The organism is Saccharibacillus sacchari DSM 19268 (assembly GCF_000585395.1).
Lineage (GTDB): Bacteria > Bacillota > Bacilli > Paenibacillales > Paenibacillaceae > Saccharibacillus > Saccharibacillus sacchari.
In genome coordinates, this window is the sequence record NZ_KK073875.1 from 2,798,365 (window position 1) to 2,821,394 (window position 23,030).

Sequence of the window (23,030 nt, forward strand, 5' to 3'; positions counted from 1 at the left end):
GCCACATATACGCGCTATTCTGTAGAGCGGTTTCATTCGGGAACGGAAAATTTTAAAACCTATGATTCGTCATCTGGCGATTTCCTTCATGGCTTCCCGCAGCGTTGGATAATGAAACTCGAATCCTTCGCGAATCAGCCGTTCGGGCGCGACCCAGCGGCTTTTGAGAATCAATTCCGTCTCCGTGCGAATGACCGCGGCTCCTGCTTTTAGCATCCATGCGGGTGCGGGCAGACCGAAACGGCGCCCGTAAGCTTCTCGCATCGTGCGCATTTGCTCGGCATTCGTCACCTGCTCGGGAGCCGAAGCGTTGAACGCGCCGGATAAGTCGGTCCTTTTTTCCAAAAACTCGACCATGCGGCACAGATCATCGATATGGACCCAACTGAAGCGTTGGCTGCCCGGCCCCTGCTTACCTCCGAGACCGAAGCGAATCAGATTGATATAAGGCGTCATGACGCCGCCGCCGCGGCCGAGTGCAATCGCAATGCGCAGCACCGCTTTACGCGTCGAAGGGGTGTTGGCAGCGAAAAAGGTCTCTTCCCAGGCTTTGGCGACTTCGACGGAAAATCCGCTGCCAAGCTCGCCTTGTTCCTCGGTCATCGGACGATCGCGCGCATCCCGATAGATCGTAGCGGTGCCCGAATTGATCCAGAGTTTCGGAGGATGCGAGCAATCGGCTATCGCTTCGCCCAATGTTTGCGTGGTCGTTGTCCGGGATTCCATGATTTCGCGTCGGTTCTGCTCGTTGTACCGGCAGTTGACCGAGCGACCCGCCAGATTGACGAGTAGATCGGCTCTGTTCAGAGCTTCGGTAATCGCTGCGGGGTCGTCCCAGGAGATATGGCCGGGGCGGCGGGAGATCATTTTGATTTCATACCCTTTTTGCCGATACCGTTCGCTTAAAGCTTCGCCGATAAATCCGGTTGCTCCGGCGAGGGCGATCTTGCGGGGTGGCGGTGAAAAGCGATTAGGTCCGCCCATTATTATCCTCCTCTGTCATGGTTTTCAGTTCCTTGTTCCTGCAAATTTTATGCCAACAAGTTTTTCTGCGAATTCTACAATTTTGTACCCGTTTTCCCTTCAAATTGCTCACTGAATTGACGATAAAGCGAAAAGGATGAGAATCTGACATTTATAATAAGAATGAACGTATATAATCGATTGCGCGTTACGCGGATCAAGAACAGGCTGGAGGAGAATCGGAATGAACAGACACCCCGGGAACGGAGAAGACAGCGCGACCACCGAGACCGAATGGAATATTCTGATAATCGGAGGCGGTCAAGACGAAGCGATGCTGCTGTCCCGCCTACTGGCCGATTTTCGCTTCGAAGGTCGCGGCATTCGCGTGCTGCATGCTGACGAAACTAACGAAGCCCGCCTGGTTCTGGAAGAAGAGCAGGATATTGCGGTCGTGATGATGGAGCTGGATGCTTCGGGCAAACGCCAATCACTGGATCTGATCGATTATATTCGTCAAGCCCTCATGAATGCGGCGGTGCGGATCGTTGTGGTGGCCGACAAGAAGTGGGCGGACGAAGAAGAAGAGATTATGTTCAATTACGATATCAATAACTTCCGGGTCAAAGGCGAACTGGATAGCACGAGCAAGCTGAAGTCCGCCTTGGTCGGTTCATTGCGGGCTTACCGGGATTTCAAAAAGACGGAAGACGAAAAAAAGAGCCTTGAATACGTGGCGCTATCTTCTTCGCTCGTGTTGAATGCCGGCTCGCTGGAAATGTTGGCGCAGGACGTATTGCGCCATCTGGCTTCGATCTTGAACACCCACAGCTCCTACGGCGGATTGATCCTGCAAAGAAGCCATCGGCGTTGGCACAAACTGGCCGCGACCGGCAAATATGCGGAATTGGACGTCAGTACGCTTCCTTGGGAAATCGAATGCGTTCTGCCGAAGCTGCGCGAATTCGGCGGAAGATCGCCGATCTTTGAGGGATTCGACTTCCATTCGCCGAGCGTCGCGGGTACGGAACGGCTGATCTTCGTCGACCCTTGCCGGACGCCGAGCGATTGGGAATATTACCTGGCGGAATCTTATTGCGTCAATACGGACGCGGTGTTCGAGAACCTGGAATTGCGTCACGAGATCGAGAGCACGCAGAAGGAAATCATCTACACCCTCGGCGAAATCGCGGAGACGCGTTCGCAGGAAACGGGTTTTCACGTCAAACGGGTAGCGGAGTACACGAAGCTTTTGGCGCTCAAGTACGGGTTGCCCGAAGAAGAGGCGAATCTGCTTGCGCTGGCGAGTCCTATGCACGACATCGGCAAAGTAGGGATCAGCGATTCGATCTTGAATAAACCGGGCAAGCTCACGTTCGAAGAATACGAAACCATGAAGAGCCATGCGATATCCGGGTACGAGATGCTGAAGCATTCGAGCCGTCCGATCCTCAAGACGGCGGCGATCATCGCGCTTCAGCATCATGAAAAATACGGCGGCGGCGGATATCCGCAAGGATTAAGCGGCGAAGAGATCCATCTGTACGGCCGCATCACCGCGATCGCCGACGTATTCGACGCGCTAGCCAGCGACCGGGTCTACAAAAAAGCTTGGCCGCTCAGCGAAATCGTCGATCTGTTCCACCAAGAAAAAGGCAAGCATTTTGATCCGAGCCTGACCGATCTGTTCCTTGAGCATCTGGAAGAATTTCTGGAGATTCGCTCCCAGTACGCGGATGAAAAAGTATTCTGACGCGCAGCAGGGCGAATCTGCCGCGCCTCTTGTGTTCATCCCTAAAATTTGGGACAATGAAGAACGAATACTCGGCTGTGCGGCATTGTCCCGCAGAGCCGAATTTTACGTACCGGAAAAGACGAACGTAACGTCGAGGTTCCGGGTTGAAAAGAGGGTAACGCAACATGACTAGCAAACCATCCATTTATGGATTAACTTTGGAAGCAATGTCCGGCTGGCTGACGGAGAACGGGGAGAAAAAATCCCGTGCCGCGCATATCTGGAAAGCTCTGTATACGCAGCGCGTCAGCGACTTTTCGCAAATGACCGAAGTGAACGCAGCTTGCCTGGAACTGCTGCAAGAGCGTTTTTCGCTCAACACGATGAACGAATTCGTCAAGCAGGAAGCGTCCGACGGCACGGTCAAATTTCTGCTGCAATTGCATGACGGAAGCCTGATCGAAACCGTACTGATGCGCAAAAAGTACGGCCTGTCCGTCTGCGTGACGACGCAGGTCGGCTGCAATATCGGATGCAGCTTCTGCGCGAGCGGACTGATCAAGAAGAGCCGCGACCTGACCGCAGGGGAGATCGTCGAGCAGATCATGACCGTGCAGCATTATTTGGATGCGGCAGGCAAGGGCGAGAAAGTGACCAATATCGTCGTCATGGGCATCGGCGAGCCGTTCGACAACTTCGAGCATCTGATCAACTTCCTCGACGTCGTCAAAGACCGCAAAGGCCTCGCGATCGCGGCAAAACGCATTACCGTGTCCACCAGCGGCATTCCGGCCAAGATTCGCGAGTTTGCCGATCTCGGCACGCAAACGCATCTGGCCATTTCGCTGCATGCGCCCAACAATGATCTGCGCACGCAGATCATGATGATCAACCGTGCTTTCCCGCTGGAGAAGCTGATGGACGCCGTCCGTTATTATCTCCAAACAACGGGACGCCGGATCATGTTCGAATACATCTTGTTAAGCGAAGTCAACGACGGCTTGGAGACGGCAGCGCAGCTGGCGGATCTGCTCGACGAGTTCAAGGAACTGGCGAGCATCAACCTGATCCCGTACAATCCGGTGGATGAGCATAGCCAGTATCAACGCAGCACGCCGGAGGCAATCAACGGTTTCTACGATGTATTGAAAAAGCGCGGCATCAACGCAACGGTTCGCATGGAACATGGAACGGACATCGATGCAGCCTGCGGGCAGCTGAGAAGCAAACAGATGAAGAAGGATAAAACGGCGGTTTAGCAGCCGGAGCAACCTTGATCAGGAGATTGCGTTCGTCTGAAACGTACACATCCTAGGTGGGATTCGATTGTTGATTTTTTGTGCGAATTTTGAGATCTACCCTATGCGCGACACTATACGTTTAAGATCCGGTTTTGCTTTGGAGCGAAGCCGGATCTTTTTTATTAGCTAAGACTACCTAATTCTTTTATTCTTCAATTTCCACATTTCACCCGAAAAACGAAGAAGAATATTGCATCATACAAAATGAAAACGGTATACTTTCTAGGTGGACGACTTCTGCATACGAAAACGGAAGGGGAGACAAAAATGATTCGCAAAGCTTCGGTAATGAAGGTGTACAAGCAGCATCACGAAGAATACCGCAAACGGCATGACGAGCTATGGCCTGAGATGAAAGATATGCTTAAAGAGCACGGCGTATTGGAGTATTCCATTTTCTTGGATGCGGAGACGGACAGTCTGTTCGCTTATCTCGCGATCAAGGACGAGGAATTATGGGCGCGCTCTGCCGATACGGATATTTGCCGGAAATGGTGGGCGTACATGAAGGACATCATGGAGACCAACCCGGACGACAGCCCGATATCGAGAGAACTTCCGGAAGTGTTTCGCCTGGCTGATTAACGTCAACAACTTCCCCGTTTCGGTTCCGAAGTTCAGCGTTCGTCCAAACAACAAAGCCCGATTCCCGTTTATTAAGGGACCGGGCTTTTTTACGGTTAAGCTCATTTACTCCCTGTGTTTTTTGTTGGTTTTTCTCGAATACCTTTTCGTTAGCGTATTCATTTTTTGACATAAAAAATTTATTGCGATAACGCGGTAAATCAATTACGATCTTGGAATGACATTCGTGCAACGAAGGTCTGATCAATAGAGAAAAATCGGGGGAAACACATGGCGAATACACAAATTTGGATCTCGCTCGGCATTTATCTAGCGGGAATGCTGGTGATCGGTTGGTTTGCCTATCGGCGAACATCCGGATTATCGGATTACGTGCTTGGAGGCCGCAGCCTCGGGCCGGCCGTGACGGCCTTGAGCGCCGGAGCGGCAGATATGAGCGGCTGGCTGCTGATGGGGCTGCCCGGCGCAATGTACGCGCAGGGGCTGAGCGCAGGCTGGATCGCAGTCGGCCTGACTATCGGCGCGTATGCGAACTGGCTGTACGTGGCACCGCGCTTACGTACCTACACGGAGGAAGCGGGCGACTCCATGACAATCCCGTCCTATTTGGAAAATCGCTTCGGCGACGGTACGCGGATCGTTCGTTTGGTGTCCGCGTTGGTCATTATCATCTTCTTCACCTTCTATATCTCGTCCGGTATGGTTTCCGGCGGGGTGTTGTTCCAATCGAGCTTCGGATTGGACTATCACACCGGGCTTTGGATCGTGTCGATCGTGACGATTGCCTATACCTTGTTCGGCGGCTTCCTCGCGGTTAGCTGGACGGACTTTGTACAAGGAGTGATCATGTTTCTGGCTTTGGTCATGGTACCTATCGTGACGTTAATTCATAGCGGCGGAATCGGCGGTTCGCTTAGTGAAATCCGCGCGATCGACCCGACGCTGCTCGATCCGCTCAAAGGAGCCAGCTTCTTGGGGATCGTTTCGCTGCTCGCATGGGGCCTGGGTTACTTCGGTCAGCCGCATATCATCGTTCGCTTCATGGCGATTTCTTCCGTCAAAGAAATCAAGAAAGCCCGCCGGATCGGCATGGGCTGGATGATCTTCTCCGTGGGCGGCGCCATGCTGACCGGGCTGATCGGCGCCGCGTATTTTTCGCGCCAAGGCTTGAACCTGGCTGACCCGGAGACCGTATTCATCGAGCTGTCCCATATTCTGTTCCATCCGTTTATCACCGGATTCCTGCTCGCCGCGCTGCTCGCTGCCGTCATGAGCACCATCTCTTCGCAGTTACTCGTCACATCCAGCTCACTGACTGAAGACTTGTACCGCATCCTGCTTCGCCGAGGCGCATCCGATCGAGAATTGAACATCGTGAGCCGCCTTGCCGTACTGATCGTCTCGGTTCTGGCACTTGCCCTGTCCTATACCAAAAGCGACACGATCCTGACCCTGGTCGCTTACGCCTGGGCCGGCTTCGGCGCTTCCTTCGGCCCGGTCATCCTGCTGAGCCTGTACTGGAAAAAAATGAACCGCTGGGGCGCGCTCGCCGGCATGGCCGCAGGCGCGATCACCGTCATCGTATGGGCCAACGTGCCGGTGCTCAAAGAAACCCTATACGAAATCGTCCCCGGCTTCGCCGCCAACCTGATCGCGATCTTCGTCGTCACCTTGCTGACAAAAGGCGATCGCGCCGAGCGAAACAAAGCAACCTTGGCCTAATCTCGTCAAAAAGCATAAAAAAACCTTTTAAAATCGGCATCTTATTGTATAAATAAGATACCGATTTTTTTATGCTTTTTCTTTTTTCCTGTCTTCCCTTAACAAGACGAGCGGCCCCAGCGGAGGGAGAAATTCAGTGAAATACAGGATTTCGAAGAAAACCTGCGGTAACATTCAGCAACATGTTGACGCCTTTGAACGCGGAAAACCAACGGTTTTCTGCGTGAGACAGCGTCTTTCACGAATTTCTCCCGCAGCGCCTCCCCCGCTCGTCCCAACCATTCCGCAACGATTCGCCACGAAGCACGTATACAGAAAACGTAAGCCGAAACTTATTCAAGAAAGAGGGAAAACCGAATGGATAAAGATATCGCAGTCGTACTGTTCGAGAAAATGGTCGGGGGCGAGCTTCGTCAGATCGAAGAGCGTCCGTGGAGCATGAATATGGTAGCCGCGCTCGAACATGCCAACTACCTCGTTGTTCAGGGTAAAGAATATGAAGCGGTCGAAGGCCGCCTGAACGTCGACACGGGCAAGCTGGAACTGCTGCTCGTTCCGATGCACGGGTAAAGGTAACGCCATAGTCAAATAAGGTGCGAGTAAGTTTTGAAGGAGGGACAAAACGTTGGATCACACGGGAAAAGAACGATATACGTTAAAAGAGGACTCGGCGAGCGCATCCGTTTCGCCGGGCGGACCCGTCAACCACAAACCAAACGTCGAAGCAAGCCGCGACAATCGCGAGCCGGGCTTTAGTCGCCCGATCAAGGTGCTTTCGACATCGCTGGGGCTTGCCCTGATCGCCAATACGGCATTTATTCCGGGCGGCGCGCTGGCTTCGAACAATTCCGGCAGCGCTTCCGAGCCGACGTTGGTCGAAGCTTCGACGGAAGAAGTCAAACAGTATTACGATCCCCAGGTCGATTGGAGCCTGCCGATCACGGAAGAAGATCTTCAGGAGCAAGAGCAAACGACCGCGCCAAGCGATGGGTCGGGCGGCACGGTCGTCAATAACTATTACGGCGGATACGGTTCGGGCTTCGGCTGGGGCGATCTGATGCTGTACCATTTCTTGTTCAATAACGCGGGCGTGTACTCGTCGCGCACTTGGAATCAGAATCGCGGCGGTTATTATGCCGGTTCGACCCGTCCTTATACGCCGCGGACGTATAATACGGGCAGTTTCCAGAACCGCGAGGTAAGCGGGTCCACAGTGCGTCCGAAGACATCGAATTCCACGGGTAAAATCACCCGGCGTTCGACCTCGTCGGGTTCCGGCGGAGTAGGCGGCAAATCCAGCGGACTCAGTTCGTCGGGTTCCAAGTCTTCGGGCTCGAAGTCGGGAGGCTTCTTCGGCGGATGAGCGGGATTTTTCGTATCGTAGGCACACCGTCGGAGGATCGAGAAACGCGGGTGGAAGAGCTGCGCGAGTTGGGTTTTACCTGGGCGGATTACGAAGACGAACGCTACTGGATCGACCAGGTCGCCGTGATGGACGAATCCGTACACGCCGAGTTGGAAGACGCGTCGCGCAGATTGTGGAACGTGTTCGATAAAGCCGTTCGTTACGTTCACCGCCGCCGCGACCTGTACGAGCTGATCGGCATTCCGCCGGTATTATGGAATATGCTCGATCAGGCTCCGGTTGCGGAAGAGCCGAAGATCAGCCGATACGCGCGGTTTGATTTTGCGATTTCGCAGGATGCCGATGCCCCAGCGCCGGAAGCAGTCAGCATCAAGCTGCTGGAGCTGAACGCCGATACGCCGACGGGCTACGTCGAATCGTCGATCGCGACGCCGTGGATGTGCGAACGTCTCGGCGTGCGCAGCATGAACGGCGGAATGGCAGAGCAGGTTCGGGCCGCTTGGGCGTATGAGCAGCCGGAGACGGCGGCCTGCATTGCTTACGGCGAGCATGCTGAGGATTCCGGCACGATTGAAGCCTTGGTCAAGCACAGCGGCCGGGACATGCGCTTGGTGGACTGCCTGGAGCTTACGATCGACGACGGTCTGGTCAAAGACGCCGAAGGTCAGCCGATTCACCGCATGTTCGCTTTGTATCCGAAAGAATGGATGTCGGTCGACGACGGCGGCGAAGCGCTGGCTTACGCGGTCGAAAGCGGCCAACTCAGACTTTTCAATCATCCGCACGCCATTTTGCTGCAATCCAAAGGCATGATGGCCGTCGTCTGGGGATTGCACGAGTTGGGCATGCTGTATAACGACGAGGAGCGCGACGCCATCTCCCGTTACATGCTGCCTACATACAACAAGCCGTTGTTTTCCGGCGATTACGTCTCCAAATCCATGTTCGGACGAGAAGGCGGCTCCGTGCGGATGTACGGGCAGGCTGGGGAGCTGGAACTGCAAGACGAAGAAGGCTACGATACGAGCGGCCTTTTTCCGGTCGTGTACCAAAAAAGAGCGGATTTGCCGCGCGTGAACACGGCCGAAGGCGAGCTGCACCTGCTGGCCGGGATGTTCGTGATCGACGGCGTTCCGTGCGGCATGCTGGGCCGTGCCGGAGGACTCATTACCGGCAATGCCAGCCATTTTATCGCGTTGGGAGTGGAATAAATGCTGCGAATTATGCAAGACGCAAATGCACGTCGTCTTCGGATGTGGATCGTGCTGCCGGTACTTCTGCTCGCGCTTGCGCTGGGCGCTTGTTCGAACGGCTCCGTGCTTAGCACGAACAGCGACGACGGGCCGGGCGTGAACACGGTACCGTGGGATTACCGGATTCAAGAAGGTTCGGTAGGCGATCTGATCGGAAGCGACATGACCGTGCTGCCGGATAACGAGCTGCTGGCGAACGACAACAATTACGCGACGGGGCAACAGATTTGGACGCTGCAAGCGATGAGTGCCACCTTGACGACCGACGATCAGGGTCGCAACGACGTGCAGTTGTCCGGCTGGACGACGCTCAAATCGTACCCGGACGAAGCGTCGGCCAATACCGATTTGGAGAATCTGAAGGTGTCCCTCACGACGGATGTCGATGTGGTCGGCGTCTACAAAACGGCTTTGAACGGCGAGACGCGCAACTTTGCCGTATTGGAGCTGCCTTCGGGCAACAGGATGAAACAGCCGATCGACGAAGCGCGTTACGGCAAGTTGAAAGACGCTAAAGAAGTGGCTGTCGTGCTGGAGGAAGTACATGACTTTGCCGATTACGATCTGGCATATGCGAAATTTCGGGGGTGGGCCAATTGATGGCGGAATTTGGATTTGATTGGATGGCGTTTTACAATATCGGGGTTAGTTTGGTCGCGATCATCGTGCTCCAAATCGTGGGCATGCTGATTTTCTTCCTCAAGACACCGTTTAACGACATGGACGAATTGAAAAAAGGCAACGTCGCCGTAGGTCTCGCGCTCGGCGGCAAATTTATCGCCACGGGCATTCTGCTGGGCATTTCCGCTTACACGAACACGTCGATCTGGTTCATGGCGATTTGGTTCCTGATCGGGCAGGTCTGCCTCGTGATCGTGTATTGGGTATTCGGGTTGGTGACGCCGAAGTTCAAAGTGGGCGAAGAGTTGGAAAAAGGGAATGTTGCGGTCGGACTGCTGCTGTGCGCGGTGTTTATCGGGACGGCGATTTCGATCAGTAGTTTAATTATTTGAATTCGGCTCAAGATAAATCCTGTTCGCTGGGGAAGCGGGGGGCGGCGGGGGGAATTCGTTCAAAACGCTGTCTCACTCGGAAAAGTCGATTTGAAATTTTAGTGGAATCTTTCCGAGTTCAAAGGCGTTTTTCACTGAATTTCTCCCTCCGCCTGGCTTCGCCGACGTAAACAGTTCTCTTTCGCCTATAGGGGCGGGGAGGAAGGGAATTGGACATGTAAAGGCCGCGCCCGCTGGAATTGCGGGCGCGGCCTTGTCTGAACAGAGCGGTTTAAAATCGAAAGACTTAAGCTCCGCCGCCGCGGATGACGCGGACGTCGGCGGGGGGGATGTCTTCGCCCTCGTAGAGCATGAAGCGGCCGTCCATCCATTCGATGCGGAGAAGCTTCATGTTGTCGGATTGGTACTGCCAGACGGATTGGTCGCCGCCTTGCATGAACGGGGTACGGCCGGTGGTGGAGACGTGGCCGTTGTATTGTTCTTCGAGATGGTACACGGTTCCGTCCAGGTCCATGGTGGCCGGGACTTCCTGGATGGAATCGAGGCGGCCGTCGATCGGTCGGTACAGCGCGTATGTGTTTTCTTCGCGCTCTTCGATGACCAGATAGGACAGGTTCGAGCCGTCGCGTAACGTAAGCACGACTGCTTTGCGGCGGGCGTTTTGAGTGCGTCCGGTGACTTCGTACGTCACCATGGAGACTTCGCAGATGTCGCCGGGACCGATTTCCAGGATGCCGCGTTCTTTGATCGGAGCTTCCGGCTTGGCAAAGATGTTGCGGATACGTTTGAACATGGACATGATTTTGACCTCCAGCCTGGGTTACAGCCGATACTCCGGCTGATTTCGCATAGGATGCTTTACGGTGCGCGATGCGGACGCGTTTCGGAAAACTTTACGGTTTTATCGTAGACGATCCGCGGGCGGAATCCAAGCAAGGGGCCGATTCGCAAGGAATCACATCATGATGCGTTGTCGGGTTTGAGTTGCTGGGCGGTTTCCGCAGCGCGGCATTTGAGCGAAACGACGTTATAGGAGGAGCGGGACGTGCACTTTTTTATCCGGCTGTCGACAAGATTGATGCATTTGCGCAAAACGACGATCGGCGGAATCATTTTGGCTTTCGTCCTTTTCAGTGCCACGGTCGCTTACGCGTTGGAGCCGGAGACGTTCGTCAACTGGTTCAACGCTTTTTACTGGGTGTTGACCACGATGGCGACGGTCGGTTACGGCGATTACTTCGCGACGTCTCCGGCAGGCAAAGCGTTTACGATTTTTCTGTACATATTCGGAATCGGGCTGCTCAGTCTGGTGATCGGGAAAGTGATCGACTCGATTGCGGACGTGCAGCGGCAAAGGGGTGCGGGAACGTTGACGTTCGAAGGAGAGCAGCATATCGTGATCGTGAACTGGGGCAAAAAGGCCCGTTCGGCGATCGAAGAAATTTTGGAAAATGCGCCGAAAACACAAATCGTGCTGATCGACGAATCGAATCGGCATCCGCTGGAGCATTTGGAGCAGGTGCATTTCGTCAGCGGCGACCCGGCAGCGGATTCCATTTTGGCGAAAGCGAGCATTTCTACTTGCCGCGCCGCCATCATTTTCGCTGACGAACGCATTGAAGAAGCGTCGCTGATCGACGGCAAGTCGCTGCTCGTCGTGTCCAGCATCGAGCGGATCGCGCCGCATGTGCATACGACGGTCGAGATCACGATGGAGAACCATGTGCAGAACTTCCGCCACGCGCAGGTGAACGAATTCATTTTGTCGCACGACGCCATCTCGCGCTTGGCGGTACGCGCGGCGCTGCATGAAGGCAGTTCCGACGTGATCACGCAGCTGCTCAATCGCACGAACGGAAGCGATGTCTACGAAGTGGCGGTCGACCGCTCGTGGAAAACGTACGGCGACGCGTTCCAAGCTTTGTTGGCACAAGGCGCAACGTTGATTGCCGATCGCGAAGACTTGGGCATCAACCGCAAGCTGGATACGCCGATTCCGGAGAATGCCAAACTATATGTAGTTGCAGATGCAGAGACGCATCAGCGGATTGCAGGTATGGGAAAATAAACCGGGTGTAGCTCGGTATGTTGACGTTTCGTCAACATACCAGCTCGTTATTCGGTCATTTTGAAAAAATGTTGACCAAATGCACATATTTCGGCAATAAAACCGTCAAACTTGCTTTTCGGAGTGGAAGATGTATGCAAAAGGTCAAGATTTGGAGCGCCAGCAGCTTTTTTTGTATGAAATTGCTGACGAAACGTCAACATTGATCTGCAAAGGTGCAAAGTAGATGTCCGCTCGAAAATACAAACAGTCCCATACGTGCAAACTCGATTTGAAAAGAACCCGCGGACGGCGCAAAACAATCGGCGCCGTTCACGGGTTCTTGCGTTTTCATTGCGATATTTCGCAAAGCTTCCTCGGTTGCCAGTTTGCCGAATTAAGGCCGTGCCGCCCATAATTCGATTTCAAGCTTGATTTCCGGGAGCCCTAATTCCGACAGGTAGCCGACGGTCATCGCCGGATAGTCGGTTCCGAACAGCTTGTCCCACTCGGCGTAGAGGAAGTCCCAATCAATCTTTTCCGTGGCCCAGACGTTGACCTTAATAATATGGCTGCTGTTCAGGTCTTCAGATTGAAGCACGCTGCGTATATTCGCGAAGGTATTTTGCGCTTGTTGGTTGAAATCGGACGGAATATTTCCTTCAAGGTCGGTTCCGATTTGTCCCGAGGTGACGAACAGTTCGGCGCCTCTTGGGATTTTGGTGATATGCGTGTAATTGCCGACCGGTGCGGGCATCGACGAAGGGTTGCTGCGGATAATGGATTCGGTCATTGTAATCCCTCTCATTCTTGGGCATGGCGACATGCCTCGATTTTATTCTGCTGTATTCCGTGTAAGATCGAAATCGGGCGGACTCCGCCAATTCGCGATCTTTTAAAAGAAAACGGCAGTGGAGTATCCGTAACCTGTTGCCAGAGAAGCTAAATTCTTTTTTTCACGGTTCGGACCTCCGATCGACAGAATGATGGATGATTCTTGCTGACAGTGTACCATACAACGGCGCATCAATGCCCGGGCGGAAACCAGATCGTGCGCAGGTCGATCCAGCCCTGTGAGCCGAAGCTGACCCCACGTATGCTGGGCAGATAGGCGGTTTGCAGCGGCGTCTCGTACAATACGTGCAATTGATGCCCCGCGATGAGCAGCGTCTCGATATCGTCCAACTCTCGCCCGCGGCCGCGCGGCGTCGATTCGAAGGCCGCTTGGCGCAGCGCGCTGCGGATCAACAGACGGGTCTTCGAGTCGGCGTGTTCCGACAAGGTGATATACAGATCGAATAGACGGAGCTGTTCGTCGCGGTCGCGGATTAGCGAGAACAGGATCAGGTCCGCGGCCAGACGGGTTCGTCCTTTGAAGTCGTCTACCGTTACGATGATGATCCGGCAGGTATATCCCCGTCGCTCCAGTCGATCTCGGATCAGAATGGCATCTTGGCGATATTGCGGAATGGTTAACAGGCGCAGCGGGGACGGATTTTCGGTTTCGCTGTTTTCTCCTTTTGCCGCAACAGCCTTGTTCGGCGCTTCGCGTTCGGCGATAGCGGCAATGACCGCAGCTCGCCTCGCGGGATCGCGCAGCGGGCCGCTTTTGGTATTGCAGGTCACGAATTTACGCGAAAATACTTCGGCATGCGCCTGGGTCCATGCAGCGGGTTTGGACGCAGGACCGGAATAGGCAGGCAGCTCGTTTCCGTGGCTCGGCAGGATTTTTCGCTGGAGTGCGCGCGTTTCTTTGGCTTCGGAAGAACCGTTCGTTGCAGCACCCGGCAAGACATGGAACGGCAAATCCGATTCTCCGCCCGACTCTTCCTCTCCTTGCATCTGCCACGGAATATTGACGATTTCTACCCGATCCAGATGCGCTCTTCCCGCGTAATGCGCAGTGAACGCTTCCAGTACGCATAAATCGCGATCGAATTCGGCTACGCGAAACGGGCCTGTTCCGATCGGCTGCCGATTGAATGTTTCTTCGCCGCGCGCCAGCGCATTTTTCGGCACGATCGATGTCCGGCTGGTGCATAGAAAAGGCAGGAACAGAGAATGGGCACGCTTCAGCTTGATCTGCACGGTCAACGGACCGATCCCGGATACCTCTTCGATATTCCGGAACATAAAGCCGTACAGCATACGTTCCGACAGCTTAAGCATGCGCTCGAACGTGTACACGACATCCTCCGAACTCAAGATTCGCCCATCGTGGAACGGTACGTCTTTTCGCAAATAAAAGGTCCAACACTTCTGTTCCTCGGACGATTCCCAATGATGGGCAAGCGCAGGCAGAATCTCGTCCGACCCCGCCTGCTGCCGCAAAAGTCCGTCGAAGACATGGCTCACGACGAACGATTCGGCGAGCAGGTTGGTCCGGATCGGATCAAGCGCATGCAATTGCTGGCGAATCGGCAGTCTCAGCGTATCGACCTGACGGCCCGTCCGCATCTCCGAATGGTGGCCGAAGTACGAGCGCAGCGATTCTTGCAGCCGTCCTTGCATGGCGGGTGAAGGCGCATTGTCCCCCAACTCGCCCGCGATTCCCCGAAAATCCCCTCGCCGGATCGCATCCGCTACCGATTGCGCAGCGATATCCTCCGGCGTCACCAGAAAAGACAATCCGGAGCGCTTGCCGCGCCCCCGCTGCGACGACCAGTGTATCCAGCCGGCATCCGCCATTTTCCCGATAACGGTCAATGCGCTTCGGTGCGTGCAGTCCAGCGTTTCCGCCACTTCCGCCAACGTCACCTGAACCCCGTTGCTTTCCGCTACTTCCGCCCCGTACCGTTCATGCAGCAGTAGAAATTGCCTGTGCAGCTTCATGATTTGCTCCCCCTTACAAAATAAGAAAAAACACTGCCAAACCTTTCTATTTATCTTCTTATTTTAACATCTACAATGGAAAAAGAATACAATGCGGACGGGCAAGCAAGCCTGTGCGAACGACGGAGGGGTTTGGGAAAATGAATGGGACGACGATAGAAAGCAAAAGGAGTCTGCTGCTACCGATCGCGGCAGCGTTGGCGCTCGGAGGTCTGCATCAGCTATTGTTTTTCGGGAGGGTACCGGGGGTGTCCGTGCCGTTATTTCTGCTGTTGTTCTATGCTTACTTTTGGACGTTCGGGCGAGAGGCGCTTCGTCCGCCCGAACGGGCCGGGTGGCTGCTGACGGCCGCTGTGCTGCTATTGGCTTTGACGTACGGGCTGTTCGACAATCCGGTATTTTTTGTGCTTAACCTGATGGCTTTGCCTGGCCTGGTCGCTTGGCAGTTGACTTATCTGTTAAGCGATCGAAAAAGAAGCTGGCACGATCCGATGCTGATCGCCGATGCGATCGGACACGTAATCAAGCAGACTCTGCTGCATGTTCCGGACTTGCTGGCCGTTTTCCGCCGTAAGTCCGAACCTGAAGACAAGCCGACGGAAGAAGGAGATTCCGCGTTCAAGCAGGTGATGTACGGTCTGCTGATCGCCGTTCCCGTGTTGGTTATCGTTTTGATCTTATTGTTTTCGGCGGACGGGGTGCTGCGCACGATGGCGGGGGAGATCCCGACTTGGTTCGCGAATCTTACCCTCGGGGACGGGGCTGCAAGGCTGATCTGGTCTGTCGTGATCGGCGCGTTCTTTTTCGCTTATCTGGCGGGATTTCGCTCTCCCCGTCGGAAGCCGCCCGTGCAGGGACCCGCGATGGCCAATTTGATCGAAGCTCCGGCCAAATTCCAGACGCTGGTTACGGTTACGCTGATGATTACATTGAATATCGTCTACGTGCTGTTCGTCGCTTTTCAATTCTCGTATCTGTTCGGAGCGTGGCAAGGCGTGCTGCCGGAATCGGCTTCTTATGCGGAGTATGCGCGAAGCGGCTTCGGAGAGCTGATCGGGGTCACGTTCATCAACTTTGCCCTGCTGCTGATCGGCATGTACGCGACTCATCCCGGCGAAGGCAAGATGCGTAAAGTGCTGAACGGGTTGTTGGTACTGCTCGTATTTTGTTCGGCGGCGATGCTGGGATCGGCTTTTTCCCGCCTGTTGATGTATGAAGAAGCCTACGGATATACGCGGCTGCGGTTCCTGGTCCATGCGTTCATGATCTTTCTGTTTCTGCTGCTCATTCTGTTCGCGTTGTGCATTCGATTCCGGCGGTTGCCGCTGGGACGATGGATGGTGGCGCTGGCGGTCTGTGCGTATCTGGCCGTGAATTACTCTTTGATGGATCGGATGATTGCTTTGCTGAATCTGCAGAGGGAAGAGGCCTCGGCGGATCTGGATTATCTGATGGGTTTGTCCTCAGACGCTGTACCCGTCTTGGTTGAATACAGCTCCCGAGAAGGCGGAGAGGCGTTCGATTCGCTGCTTCGGGAAAAGGCCGTGCAGGAGCTGACGGAACGTCCTGCATGGCAGTCCTGGAATGTGTCGGACTGGCGAGCGCGCGACTTATTCCAGCGATATGTCGAGTAAAACATAGTGAATTTGCGGAAAAGGGCAGAAGTTCGAAGATTTTTCGAACTTCTGCCTTTTTCTTTTGAAATTTGCTGAAAAAACGGCTGAAGATATGGAACGGTGTCAACCTCTTCTGGGTAAAAAGGAGAGAGCGACCGGTTTGTTAAATAGTCTTGATCGCAAAAAAGGCTATAGACGCGCATCTTGCTTTGGATTATCCGAGAAGCCGGATCTTGTGAATCATTTAGGAGGGATTTCGTGGAGTTTTATCGTAAAAGTGGCGAAGAGGCGCTGAAAGAACTGAAGTCCCGCCCGGAAGGATTGGATTCTGGGGAAGCGAGCAGGCGACTGGAAGAGCACGGTTATAACGAGTTGAAGGAACGGGAGAAGGACCCGGTCTGGAAGCTGATTTTGGAATCGTTCAAAGATCCGATGGTCATCGTGCTGCTGGCGGCGGCGATCGTGCAGCTGGCGCTGGGCGAGATTATCGAATCGATTATCATCTTCGCCGTATTGGTCATGAATTCGATCATCGGCGTCGTGCAGACCAAGAAAGCGGAGAACTCCCTGGACGCATTGAAGCAGATGTCCGCCCCGTCGGCGAAGGTCAAGCGCGGAGGACGCGTGGAGACCGTCGAAGCCAGGGAAGTCGTGCCCGGCGATATCGTGCTGTTGGAGGCCGGAGATTATGTGCCTGCCGACGGGCGTCTGTTGGAAAGCAGCTCGCTCAAGACGGATGAAGGCATGCTCACGGGCGAATCGGAGCCTGCCGAGAAGCATATCGAGACCATCGACGAAGAGTCCGGCGTCGGCGATCGGCGCAATATGGCGTTCAGCGGCGCATTGGTGGTCTACGGACGCGCCACGATGGTGATTACCGGAACCGGAGCCAACTCGGAGATCGGCAAAATCGCCGGATTGCTGGAAAGCGCGGAAGCCAAGCAGACGCCGCTACAACGCAAGTTGGAAAGTTTCAGCAAAAAGCTGGGCGTGTTCATTCTGATTCTGTGTATCGTCATCTTCGGCGTTGAAGCGGGACGCGAATGGTTCTCCGGCGATACGAACGATATGACGGGCGCGATCCTCAATTCGTTCATGTTCGCGGTTGCCGTTGCGGTCGCCGCGATTCCCGAGGCACTGTCCTCGATCGTGACCATCGTATTGGCTGTCGGAACGAACAAGATGGCCAAGCGTCATGCGATCATACGGAGGCTGCCCGCGGTCGAGACCTTGGGATCGACTAGCGTCATCTGTACCGATAAGACGGGTACGCTGACGCAAAACAAGATGACCGTCGTCGACGATTACGTGCCGGAAGGACGGGACGAACAAATCCCTGACGATCCGGGTCAATGGACGGATTCCGAACAGTGGCTGATGCGCATCGCGGTGCTGTGCAACGATTCGCGCATCAACGAAGACGGACAGGAGATCGGCGATCCGACCGAAACGGCGCTGCTTGCCTACAGTTCCAAAAAGAACCGCAACCATGAAGAAGTGCGCAGCGAGTTCGGCCGCGAAGGCGAGATTCCGTTTGACTCCGACCGCAAGCTGATGTCGACGGTACATACGATCGACGGACGCCGTTTGCTGCTCGTAAAAGGCGGACCGGACGTATTGCTTGACCGCTGCGCGCAGATTCGGATCGGCGAGCGGGAAGAGAAGTTCACCGACGAATGGCTGCGCAAGATTCAAGCCAAAAACGAAGACTTCTCCGACCGCGCGCTGCGGGTGCTGGCGTTCGGTTACAAAGAAATCGCGGACGGCGTGACCGTGGACGAGAGCGACGAGAACGATCTGGTCTTCGTCGGCCTGACCGCCATGATCGATCCGCCGCGCGACGCGGTATACGGCGCGATCAAAGAAGCGATCAGCGCGGGGATCCGTCCGGTCATGATCACGGGCGACCATAAGACGACGGCGCAAGCGATCGGACGCGACATCGGCTTGATGACGGAAGGCGACGAAGCGTTGACGGGCCGTGAGCTGGATGCTTTGTCGGACAGCGAGCTGGACAACCGTTTGGAACATATCGCAGTCTATGCACGGGTATCGCCGGAGAACAAAATCCGGATCGTGCGCGCCTGGCAGAAAAAAGGCCGCATCACCGCGATGACCGGCGACGGCGTCAACGATGCTCCGGCGCTCAAGCAGGCGGATATCGGCGTCGCGATGGGCAGCGGTACCGACGTGGCCAAAAACTCCGCGGCGATGGTGCTGACGGACGATAACTTTGTTTCGATCGTCAGCGCGGTCGAAGTCGGCCGGACCGTCTTCGATAACATCAAAAAGTCGATCGCCTATTTGTTTTCGGGCAACCTGGGCGCGATCATCGCGATCCTGTTCGCCCTCGTGTTCGACTGGATCAATCCGTTCACGGCACTGCAATTGCTGTTCATCAACCTGCTCAACGATTCGCTGCCGGCGATCGCCTTGGGGATGGAAAAAGCCGAACCGGACGTCATGCAGCGCAAGCCGCGGGATATCAAGGAAGGCATCTTCGCGGGCGGTACGCTGCAAACGGTCATTATCCGCGGCGTGCTGATCGGTATCGCGGTTATCGTGTCGCAGTATATCGGACTTCAGCAGTCGCCGGAATTGAGCGTGGCGATGGCGTTCACGACGCTGATTCTGGCTCGTACGCTTCAGACCTTCGCCGCCCGTTCGCAGACGCAGACGGCATTCGGCGCAGGATTCTTTTCCAATAAATACGTGTTGGGCGCGGTACTGTTCTGCTTCGTCCTTTACGCGGTAACGCTGCTTCCGGGCGTGCGCGATATCTTCTCGATCCCGGCCGAATTCGGCGTGAACGACTGGCTGATCGCTTCGGCATTGGCTCTGGGCGCCGTTATTCTGATGGAGATCATCAAAGTGATTCGGGTGCGTATCGAGCGCAGTCGCAGCCGGGCATAATCATTGCGGCATATTGAATAGGATTGAAAAGAAACGTTTCGCTGTTCTCGGCGCTTTTTTATACAGTTGCCGCAGCTGCGAGACGTTTCTTTTTTTGACGCATTATTTCTCTGCAAAGGTTGCGAAACGTAGCGATTACGGTTATATTTGTGGATGTGAGAATCATTATCAATATAAAAGATCACAAACGGGGGCTACATATTCATGAAAAAGAAAACATTCAAAAGCTTGGCTTTTACTATAGTCGGCGGTTTGGCCTTGGTGGTTAGCGCATGTTCGAACAATGCAACGACCGATACGGCAGCGACGACGGAAACACCGACCGAGCAGGCGGCAACCGACACGACGACCGATACGACAACCGCCGACACGACGACGGAAGAAGCAGCCGCTCCGACCGAAGACCGCGTGCTGACCGATTCCATGGGCAACGAAGTGACGATTCCGGCCGAGCCGAAAGCGATCATCGCTTCGTACCTGGAAGACAATCTGGTCGCGCTCGGCGTGAAGCCTGTGGCGCAATGGATGATCAAAGGGAATTCCTATCAAGATTATCTGCAAGATTCGTTGTCCGGCGTTCCCGGCATTCCGTCGGATCTTCCGCTGGAAGTGGTCGCGAGCTATTCGCCGGACCTGATCCTGATGGATAGCGCGGAGATGGTAGCAGGAGACAAATACAAACAGTATTCCGCGATCGCGCCGACTTATGTCGTAGGTAACGCGCAAAACAATTCCTGGAGAGACGAATTGTTGACGGTAGGCGAAGTTTTGGGCAAAAAAGACGAAGCCCAAAAAGTGCTGGACGACTACGAAGCCAAAGCCGCAGACGCGAAAACGAAGCTGGACGAAGCAACGGGCGGCGCGAAAAAAGCGGCTGCGTTATGGGTGCTGGACAGCGACGTGTACGTGGTTAACCAAAACCTGTCGAGCGGAGACGTGATCTACAACGATCTGGGCATGACGGTACCGGATGTTGTCAAGCAATCTTCCGAAGCAAGCGAAGCGAACTGGAGCAGCCTGTCGTTGGAACTGCTGGCCGATATGGATGCGGATTACATCTTCCTCGTGAACGGCAGTGGCAAGACCAAGGACCAGATCCTGACCGATCCGGTATGGCAGAACATTCCGGCTGTCAAAGAAGGCCAAGTGTACGAGTTTACGGGTGAAAAAAGCTGGCTCTACACAGGCGCCGTGGCCAACGGTGAAATGATCGACGACGTACTGAGCAGCGTGGTAGGCGCCCAGTAAGCCGAAGATCAGCGCGGAAAAGCGTCATTTCGTGCATAACGCCAGGACCTTGTCAACGTTAAAGGCAAGGTTACCTCTGATTAAGAGTTGATAAGGTACCAGGACCGAGTGATCGTCCGATAGCCAAAAGGCCGCGTCCTGAGACACGGCCTTTTGGCGTTTTTGCAAAAGTTAACGGCGACCCGAAACGAAGCGAATTCATACTGAATTTCAGATTGTCGGGTACCTTATTCGTTTTCGCTCACGATTCGGTTCAATACATCCTGAACGGTCACGCCGTCGAAGTAATCCAGGTAGCGACGCTCAGCTTCGTCAAAGTAGTGGTCCATAGCGTCAGAGATGCCCGATGCAATCTTGCAGTCGCTGTCCGAGCTTCCGGTGCCTTTCTTGGGGCGGAGCCCGCCGCAGCATGCCGCCCGATAGACATCGGCCAGACGGATCACGGCAGGCTCGACCTTAAGAAAGTAGCCGCCGCCTACGCCTTCGCGCGTGCCGACCCAACCTTTTTCGCGCAGGCATCCCATCGCTTTGCGGACGCGTGCGGGGTTGGTCCCGACATTTTCGGCAAGTTCTTCGCTGTTAGCCGTTTTCGAGAGGGAGTTGGCTAAGTAGACAAGCAGGTGCACGGCTGTAGGAAATTCGCTATTCATTGTTTATCCCTCCGCAACTTGACTTAATATAAGGATAAGTTCTAAAAGGCCTTACGCGGGGAGTAACCTTGCACACCATAGAGTAAGTAAAGCGACATCGGTTTCACCTTTGTTGACCTTTCGAACTGTATGATTTATAATTACAGTTATAGTCCAAGTATAATTCTTTTAGGCGAATCAGGCAAACAACAAACTTCTAAACGGGGAAGAGAGAGGTGTATCAAAATGAGTAAATGGACGACGGGAGATTGGGTTCAAGCATACACCGACGACGGCGCTCTGGTACACGGCTATCTGATTGCCGCGAGCGCGCCGATCCAGACGGCTTTGCTGCAAGTGACCCATAGCGACAACCGGGAGCTGATGGGCAAAGAAATTGCCGTATCGGATCGCGGAATGAAGAAGTTGTCGGAAAGTCCGCGCAAAAGCGAGCAGGAGATTCGCAGCCTGATCGACTTGGCTCTGCAAATTCGGGACGAGGCTTGGTTTATGGAGCTGACGAACGAACTGCGCAGCGGTCCGAAGCGGGCCAGACGACGGAGCGACGGACAAGGCTATCAGCCGGTCAATCGTTTGGGATCTCCGGACGTTCGTTAAGGCGGGGTACCTCATTTTAGAGTTGCGAATTCAGCTTGAACATTATAGATTAGGGTCAGACGCATAAAGCGGGATCGTCTTCGGACGGTGGCCGCTTTTTTTGCGATTTCAGGATAGCGGAAACGGAGGCGCCACCATGATCATTCGAAAAATAGCCGCCGGCCTGCTTGCTGCAGCTTTAATCCTAACTTCCGGGAAAACGCCCGGTCTCGCCGATTCGAACAACGCAGACGAGGGTCCGATTGTCCTCGGTTACTATACGGATCAATCGGACGCTTCGCTGGAGCGGTATCATAACCGCTTCAATCTGCTGGCGACCGATACGCTGAATACGGATGCGCAAGGGAATCTGGTCGGTTTCATTCCGGAAAAAGCACTGGATGCCGCAGACCGATACGGAATCGATGCCTACGCACTCGTGTCCAACTATGGGGAAAACGGCTGGGACGGAGATATCGCGCATGACGTGCTCCATAAGCCTGCCGCGAAAATTCGTTTGATTCGCAATATGCTGGATACGTTACGCGACAACGATTACGTCGGCATCAACATCGACTTCGAAGAAGTTCGGCCGGAGGATCGGGAAGCGTTAAGCCGGTTTGTGCGCGATACGGCGAGAGAGATGCGCAAGTTCGGAAAAAAGACGATGGTGTCCGTGCCCGCGAAAACCGAGGATGACCCCGAAAACGGTTGGTCCGGCGCGTTTGACTACAAGGCGATCGGCAGTCACGCGGACTTGGTGCAGGTCATGACGTATGACGAACACGGCATTTGGGGCGAACCCGGCTCCGCGGCAGGCTTGAGCTGGATCGACGCTTCGCTGAAATTTGCCGTAACCGAGGTCGATCCTTCCAAGCTGCTCGCAGGCCTCCCGGCTTACGGCAATGATTGGAACCTGTCCGACCCGACGGATCAAAGCGGAGGAATGACGGCATGGACAGAGGTTCGCACGCTGATTCGAGAATTGAACAAGGCCGGAACGCGAGACGCCGAGTCTAAGTCCATGATGCTCCGCTACACGGCCGACGACGGTGATCAGCATGCGCTGTGGTACGAAGACGAATATAGTATCAAGCTCAAAGCGCGATTAGTCGAAAAATACGGTTTGGCCGGAATTTCGGTCTATGCGCTCGGCATGGAGGATCAGAGTTTTTGGACGGCGTTGCAGGCAGGTTTGAAATAGGCTGAG

Annotated in this window: 20 protein-coding genes; 15 read left to right on the top strand and 5 right to left on the bottom strand. The window is 54.6% G+C overall.

Annotation, left to right across the window (positions count from 1 at the left end; genetic code table 11):
• Window positions 1–69: 69 nt before the first annotated feature.
• Window positions 70–984, bottom strand: a complete 915-nt coding sequence (locus SACSAC_RS12030; RefSeq protein ID WP_037286633.1) for a TIGR01777 family oxidoreductase — start codon at window positions 982–984, stop codon at window positions 70–72.
• Between the two features lie 223 nt (window positions 985–1,207).
• On the opposite strand from SACSAC_RS12030, the gene SACSAC_RS28430 reads away from it, so the two are divergent.
• The 9 genes from SACSAC_RS28430 (at window position 1,208) to SACSAC_RS12075 (ending at window position 9,938) form a co-directional block, all read left to right on the top strand.
• Window positions 1,208–2,716: an HD domain-containing phosphohydrolase gene (locus SACSAC_RS28430; protein ID WP_051507067.1), complete on the top strand. Its 1,509-nt coding sequence runs from the start codon at window positions 1,208–1,210 to the stop codon at window positions 2,714–2,716.
• Between the two features lie 167 nt (window positions 2,717–2,883).
• Window positions 2,884–3,957: a dual-specificity RNA methyltransferase RlmN gene (rlmN, locus tag SACSAC_RS12040; protein ID WP_037286637.1), complete on the top strand. Its 1,074-nt coding sequence runs from the start codon at window positions 2,884–2,886 to the stop codon at window positions 3,955–3,957.
• Between the two features lie 309 nt (window positions 3,958–4,266).
• Window positions 4,267–4,584 (top strand): L-rhamnose mutarotase, encoded by a 318-nt coding sequence (rhaM, locus tag SACSAC_RS12045; protein WP_037286640.1) that lies wholly within the window; start codon window positions 4,267–4,269, stop codon window positions 4,582–4,584.
• A 270-nt stretch (window positions 4,585–4,854) separates the two neighbouring features.
• A complete protein-coding gene (gene putP / locus SACSAC_RS12050; protein ID WP_037286643.1) occupies window positions 4,855–6,306 on the top strand; it encodes a sodium/proline symporter PutP in 1,452 nt (483 codons plus the stop codon).
• A gap of 357 nt (window positions 6,307–6,663) precedes the next feature.
• A complete protein-coding gene (locus SACSAC_RS12055) occupies window positions 6,664–6,876 on the top strand; it encodes a hypothetical protein (protein ID WP_037286645.1) in 213 nt (70 codons plus the stop codon).
• A gap of 55 nt (window positions 6,877–6,931) precedes the next feature.
• Complete coding sequence (locus tag SACSAC_RS12060; RefSeq protein ID WP_342666461.1) at window positions 6,932–7,669, top strand: hypothetical protein; 738 nt, start codon at window positions 6,932–6,934, stop codon at window positions 7,667–7,669.
• On the top strand, window positions 7,666–8,883 hold the full coding sequence (locus tag SACSAC_RS12065) for a glutathionylspermidine synthase family protein (RefSeq protein ID WP_037286647.1): 1,218 nt from the start codon (window positions 7,666–7,668) through the stop codon (window positions 8,881–8,883). The genes SACSAC_RS12060 and SACSAC_RS12065 overlap by 4 nt, the downstream gene beginning before the upstream one ends.
• Window positions 8,884–9,525 (top strand): hypothetical protein, encoded by a 642-nt coding sequence (locus tag SACSAC_RS12070; protein ID WP_037286650.1) that lies wholly within the window; start codon window positions 8,884–8,886, stop codon window positions 9,523–9,525.
• Window positions 9,525–9,938 (top strand): DUF350 domain-containing protein, encoded by a 414-nt coding sequence (locus SACSAC_RS12075; RefSeq protein WP_245608629.1) that lies wholly within the window; start codon window positions 9,525–9,527, stop codon window positions 9,936–9,938. The genes SACSAC_RS12070 and SACSAC_RS12075 overlap by 1 nt, the downstream gene beginning before the upstream one ends.
• A gap of 286 nt (window positions 9,939–10,224) precedes the next feature.
• Here SACSAC_RS12075 and SACSAC_RS12080 read toward each other — a convergent pair whose 3' ends face one another.
• On the bottom strand, window positions 10,225–10,737 hold the full coding sequence (locus tag SACSAC_RS12080) for a DUF4178 domain-containing protein (protein WP_037286653.1): 513 nt from the start codon (window positions 10,735–10,737) through the stop codon (window positions 10,225–10,227).
• Between the two features lie 246 nt (window positions 10,738–10,983).
• Here SACSAC_RS12080 and SACSAC_RS12085 point away from each other — a divergent pair, with 246 nt between their 5' ends.
• Complete coding sequence (locus tag SACSAC_RS12085; RefSeq protein WP_037286655.1) at window positions 10,984–12,006, top strand: potassium channel family protein; 1,023 nt, start codon at window positions 10,984–10,986, stop codon at window positions 12,004–12,006.
• A 376-nt stretch (window positions 12,007–12,382) separates the two neighbouring features.
• Here the strand turns inward: SACSAC_RS12085 and SACSAC_RS12095 are convergent, their stop codons facing one another.
• Both SACSAC_RS12095 and SACSAC_RS12100 read right to left on the bottom strand, forming a co-directional pair.
• Entirely contained in the window at window positions 12,383–12,778 is a 396-nt protein-coding gene (locus SACSAC_RS12095) for a RidA family protein (RefSeq protein WP_037286661.1), read from the bottom strand.
• A gap of 233 nt (window positions 12,779–13,011) precedes the next feature.
• Entirely contained in the window at window positions 13,012–14,817 is a 1,806-nt protein-coding gene (locus SACSAC_RS12100) for an ABC transporter substrate-binding protein (RefSeq protein ID WP_037286665.1), read from the bottom strand.
• A 140-nt stretch (window positions 14,818–14,957) separates the two neighbouring features.
• On the opposite strand from SACSAC_RS12100, the gene SACSAC_RS12105 reads away from it, so the two are divergent.
• The 3 genes from SACSAC_RS12105 to SACSAC_RS12115 all read left to right on the top strand — a co-directional run bounded on the left by SACSAC_RS12105 (window position 14,958) and on the right by SACSAC_RS12115 (window position 20,594).
• Window positions 14,958–16,451: a DUF4153 domain-containing protein gene (locus SACSAC_RS12105; protein ID WP_037286668.1), complete on the top strand. Its 1,494-nt coding sequence runs from the start codon at window positions 14,958–14,960 to the stop codon at window positions 16,449–16,451.
• A 240-nt stretch (window positions 16,452–16,691) separates the two neighbouring features.
• Complete coding sequence (locus tag SACSAC_RS12110) at window positions 16,692–19,346, top strand: cation-translocating P-type ATPase (RefSeq protein ID WP_037286671.1); 2,655 nt, start codon at window positions 16,692–16,694, stop codon at window positions 19,344–19,346.
• 204 nt (window positions 19,347–19,550) lie between these two features.
• Entirely contained in the window at window positions 19,551–20,594 is a 1,044-nt protein-coding gene (locus SACSAC_RS12115) for an ABC transporter substrate-binding protein (protein ID WP_037286674.1), read from the top strand.
• 227 nt (window positions 20,595–20,821) lie between these two features.
• Here SACSAC_RS12115 and SACSAC_RS12120 read toward each other — a convergent pair whose 3' ends face one another.
• Complete coding sequence (locus tag SACSAC_RS12120; protein WP_037286676.1) at window positions 20,822–21,244, bottom strand: Rrf2 family transcriptional regulator; 423 nt, start codon at window positions 21,242–21,244, stop codon at window positions 20,822–20,824.
• Between the two features lie 225 nt (window positions 21,245–21,469).
• Between SACSAC_RS12120 and SACSAC_RS12125 the strand changes: the two genes are divergently transcribed.
• A complete protein-coding gene (locus SACSAC_RS12125) occupies window positions 21,470–21,841 on the top strand; it encodes an IDEAL domain-containing protein (protein ID WP_037286679.1) in 372 nt (123 codons plus the stop codon).
• Between the two features lie 136 nt (window positions 21,842–21,977).
• Entirely contained in the window at window positions 21,978–23,024 is a 1,047-nt protein-coding gene (locus tag SACSAC_RS12130; protein WP_037286682.1) for a glycosyl hydrolase family 18 protein, read from the top strand.
• Window positions 23,025–23,030 lie beyond the last annotated feature (6 nt).

Excerpts from the sequence above, each read along its gene's own strand:
- SACSAC_RS12030 (WP_037286633.1), bottom strand. The coding sequence starts at position 984 with ATGGGCGGACCTAATCGCTTTTCACCGCCACCCCGCAAGATCGCCCTC.
- SACSAC_RS28430 (WP_051507067.1), top strand. The coding sequence starts at position 1,208 with ATGAACAGACACCCCGGGAACGGAGAAGACAGCGCGACCACCGAGACC.
- rlmN (WP_037286637.1), top strand. The coding sequence starts at position 2,884 with ATGACTAGCAAACCATCCATTTATGGATTAACTTTGGAAGCAATGTCC.
- rhaM (WP_037286640.1), top strand. The coding sequence starts at position 4,267 with ATGATTCGCAAAGCTTCGGTAATGAAGGTGTACAAGCAGCATCACGAA.
- putP (WP_037286643.1), top strand. The coding sequence starts at position 4,855 with ATGGCGAATACACAAATTTGGATCTCGCTCGGCATTTATCTAGCGGGA.
- SACSAC_RS12055 (WP_037286645.1), top strand. The coding sequence starts at position 6,664 with ATGGATAAAGATATCGCAGTCGTACTGTTCGAGAAAATGGTCGGGGGC.
- SACSAC_RS12065 (WP_037286647.1), top strand. The coding sequence starts at position 7,666 with ATGAGCGGGATTTTTCGTATCGTAGGCACACCGTCGGAGGATCGAGAA.
- SACSAC_RS12070 (WP_037286650.1), top strand. The coding sequence starts at position 8,884 with ATGCTGCGAATTATGCAAGACGCAAATGCACGTCGTCTTCGGATGTGG.
- SACSAC_RS12075 (WP_245608629.1), top strand. The coding sequence starts at position 9,525 with ATGGCGGAATTTGGATTTGATTGGATGGCGTTTTACAATATCGGGGTT.
- SACSAC_RS12080 (WP_037286653.1), bottom strand. The coding sequence starts at position 10,737 with ATGTCCATGTTCAAACGTATCCGCAACATCTTTGCCAAGCCGGAAGCT.
- SACSAC_RS12095 (WP_037286661.1), bottom strand. The coding sequence starts at position 12,778 with ATGACCGAATCCATTATCCGCAGCAACCCTTCGTCGATGCCCGCACCG.
- SACSAC_RS12100 (WP_037286665.1), bottom strand. The coding sequence starts at position 14,817 with ATGAAGCTGCACAGGCAATTTCTACTGCTGCATGAACGGTACGGGGCG.
- SACSAC_RS12105 (WP_037286668.1), top strand. The coding sequence starts at position 14,958 with ATGAATGGGACGACGATAGAAAGCAAAAGGAGTCTGCTGCTACCGATC.
- SACSAC_RS12115 (WP_037286674.1), top strand. The coding sequence starts at position 19,551 with ATGAAAAAGAAAACATTCAAAAGCTTGGCTTTTACTATAGTCGGCGGT.
- SACSAC_RS12120 (WP_037286676.1), bottom strand. The coding sequence starts at position 21,244 with ATGAATAGCGAATTTCCTACAGCCGTGCACCTGCTTGTCTACTTAGCC.
- SACSAC_RS12125 (WP_037286679.1), top strand. The coding sequence starts at position 21,470 with ATGAGTAAATGGACGACGGGAGATTGGGTTCAAGCATACACCGACGAC.
- SACSAC_RS12130 (WP_037286682.1), top strand. The coding sequence starts at position 21,978 with ATGATCATTCGAAAAATAGCCGCCGGCCTGCTTGCTGCAGCTTTAATC.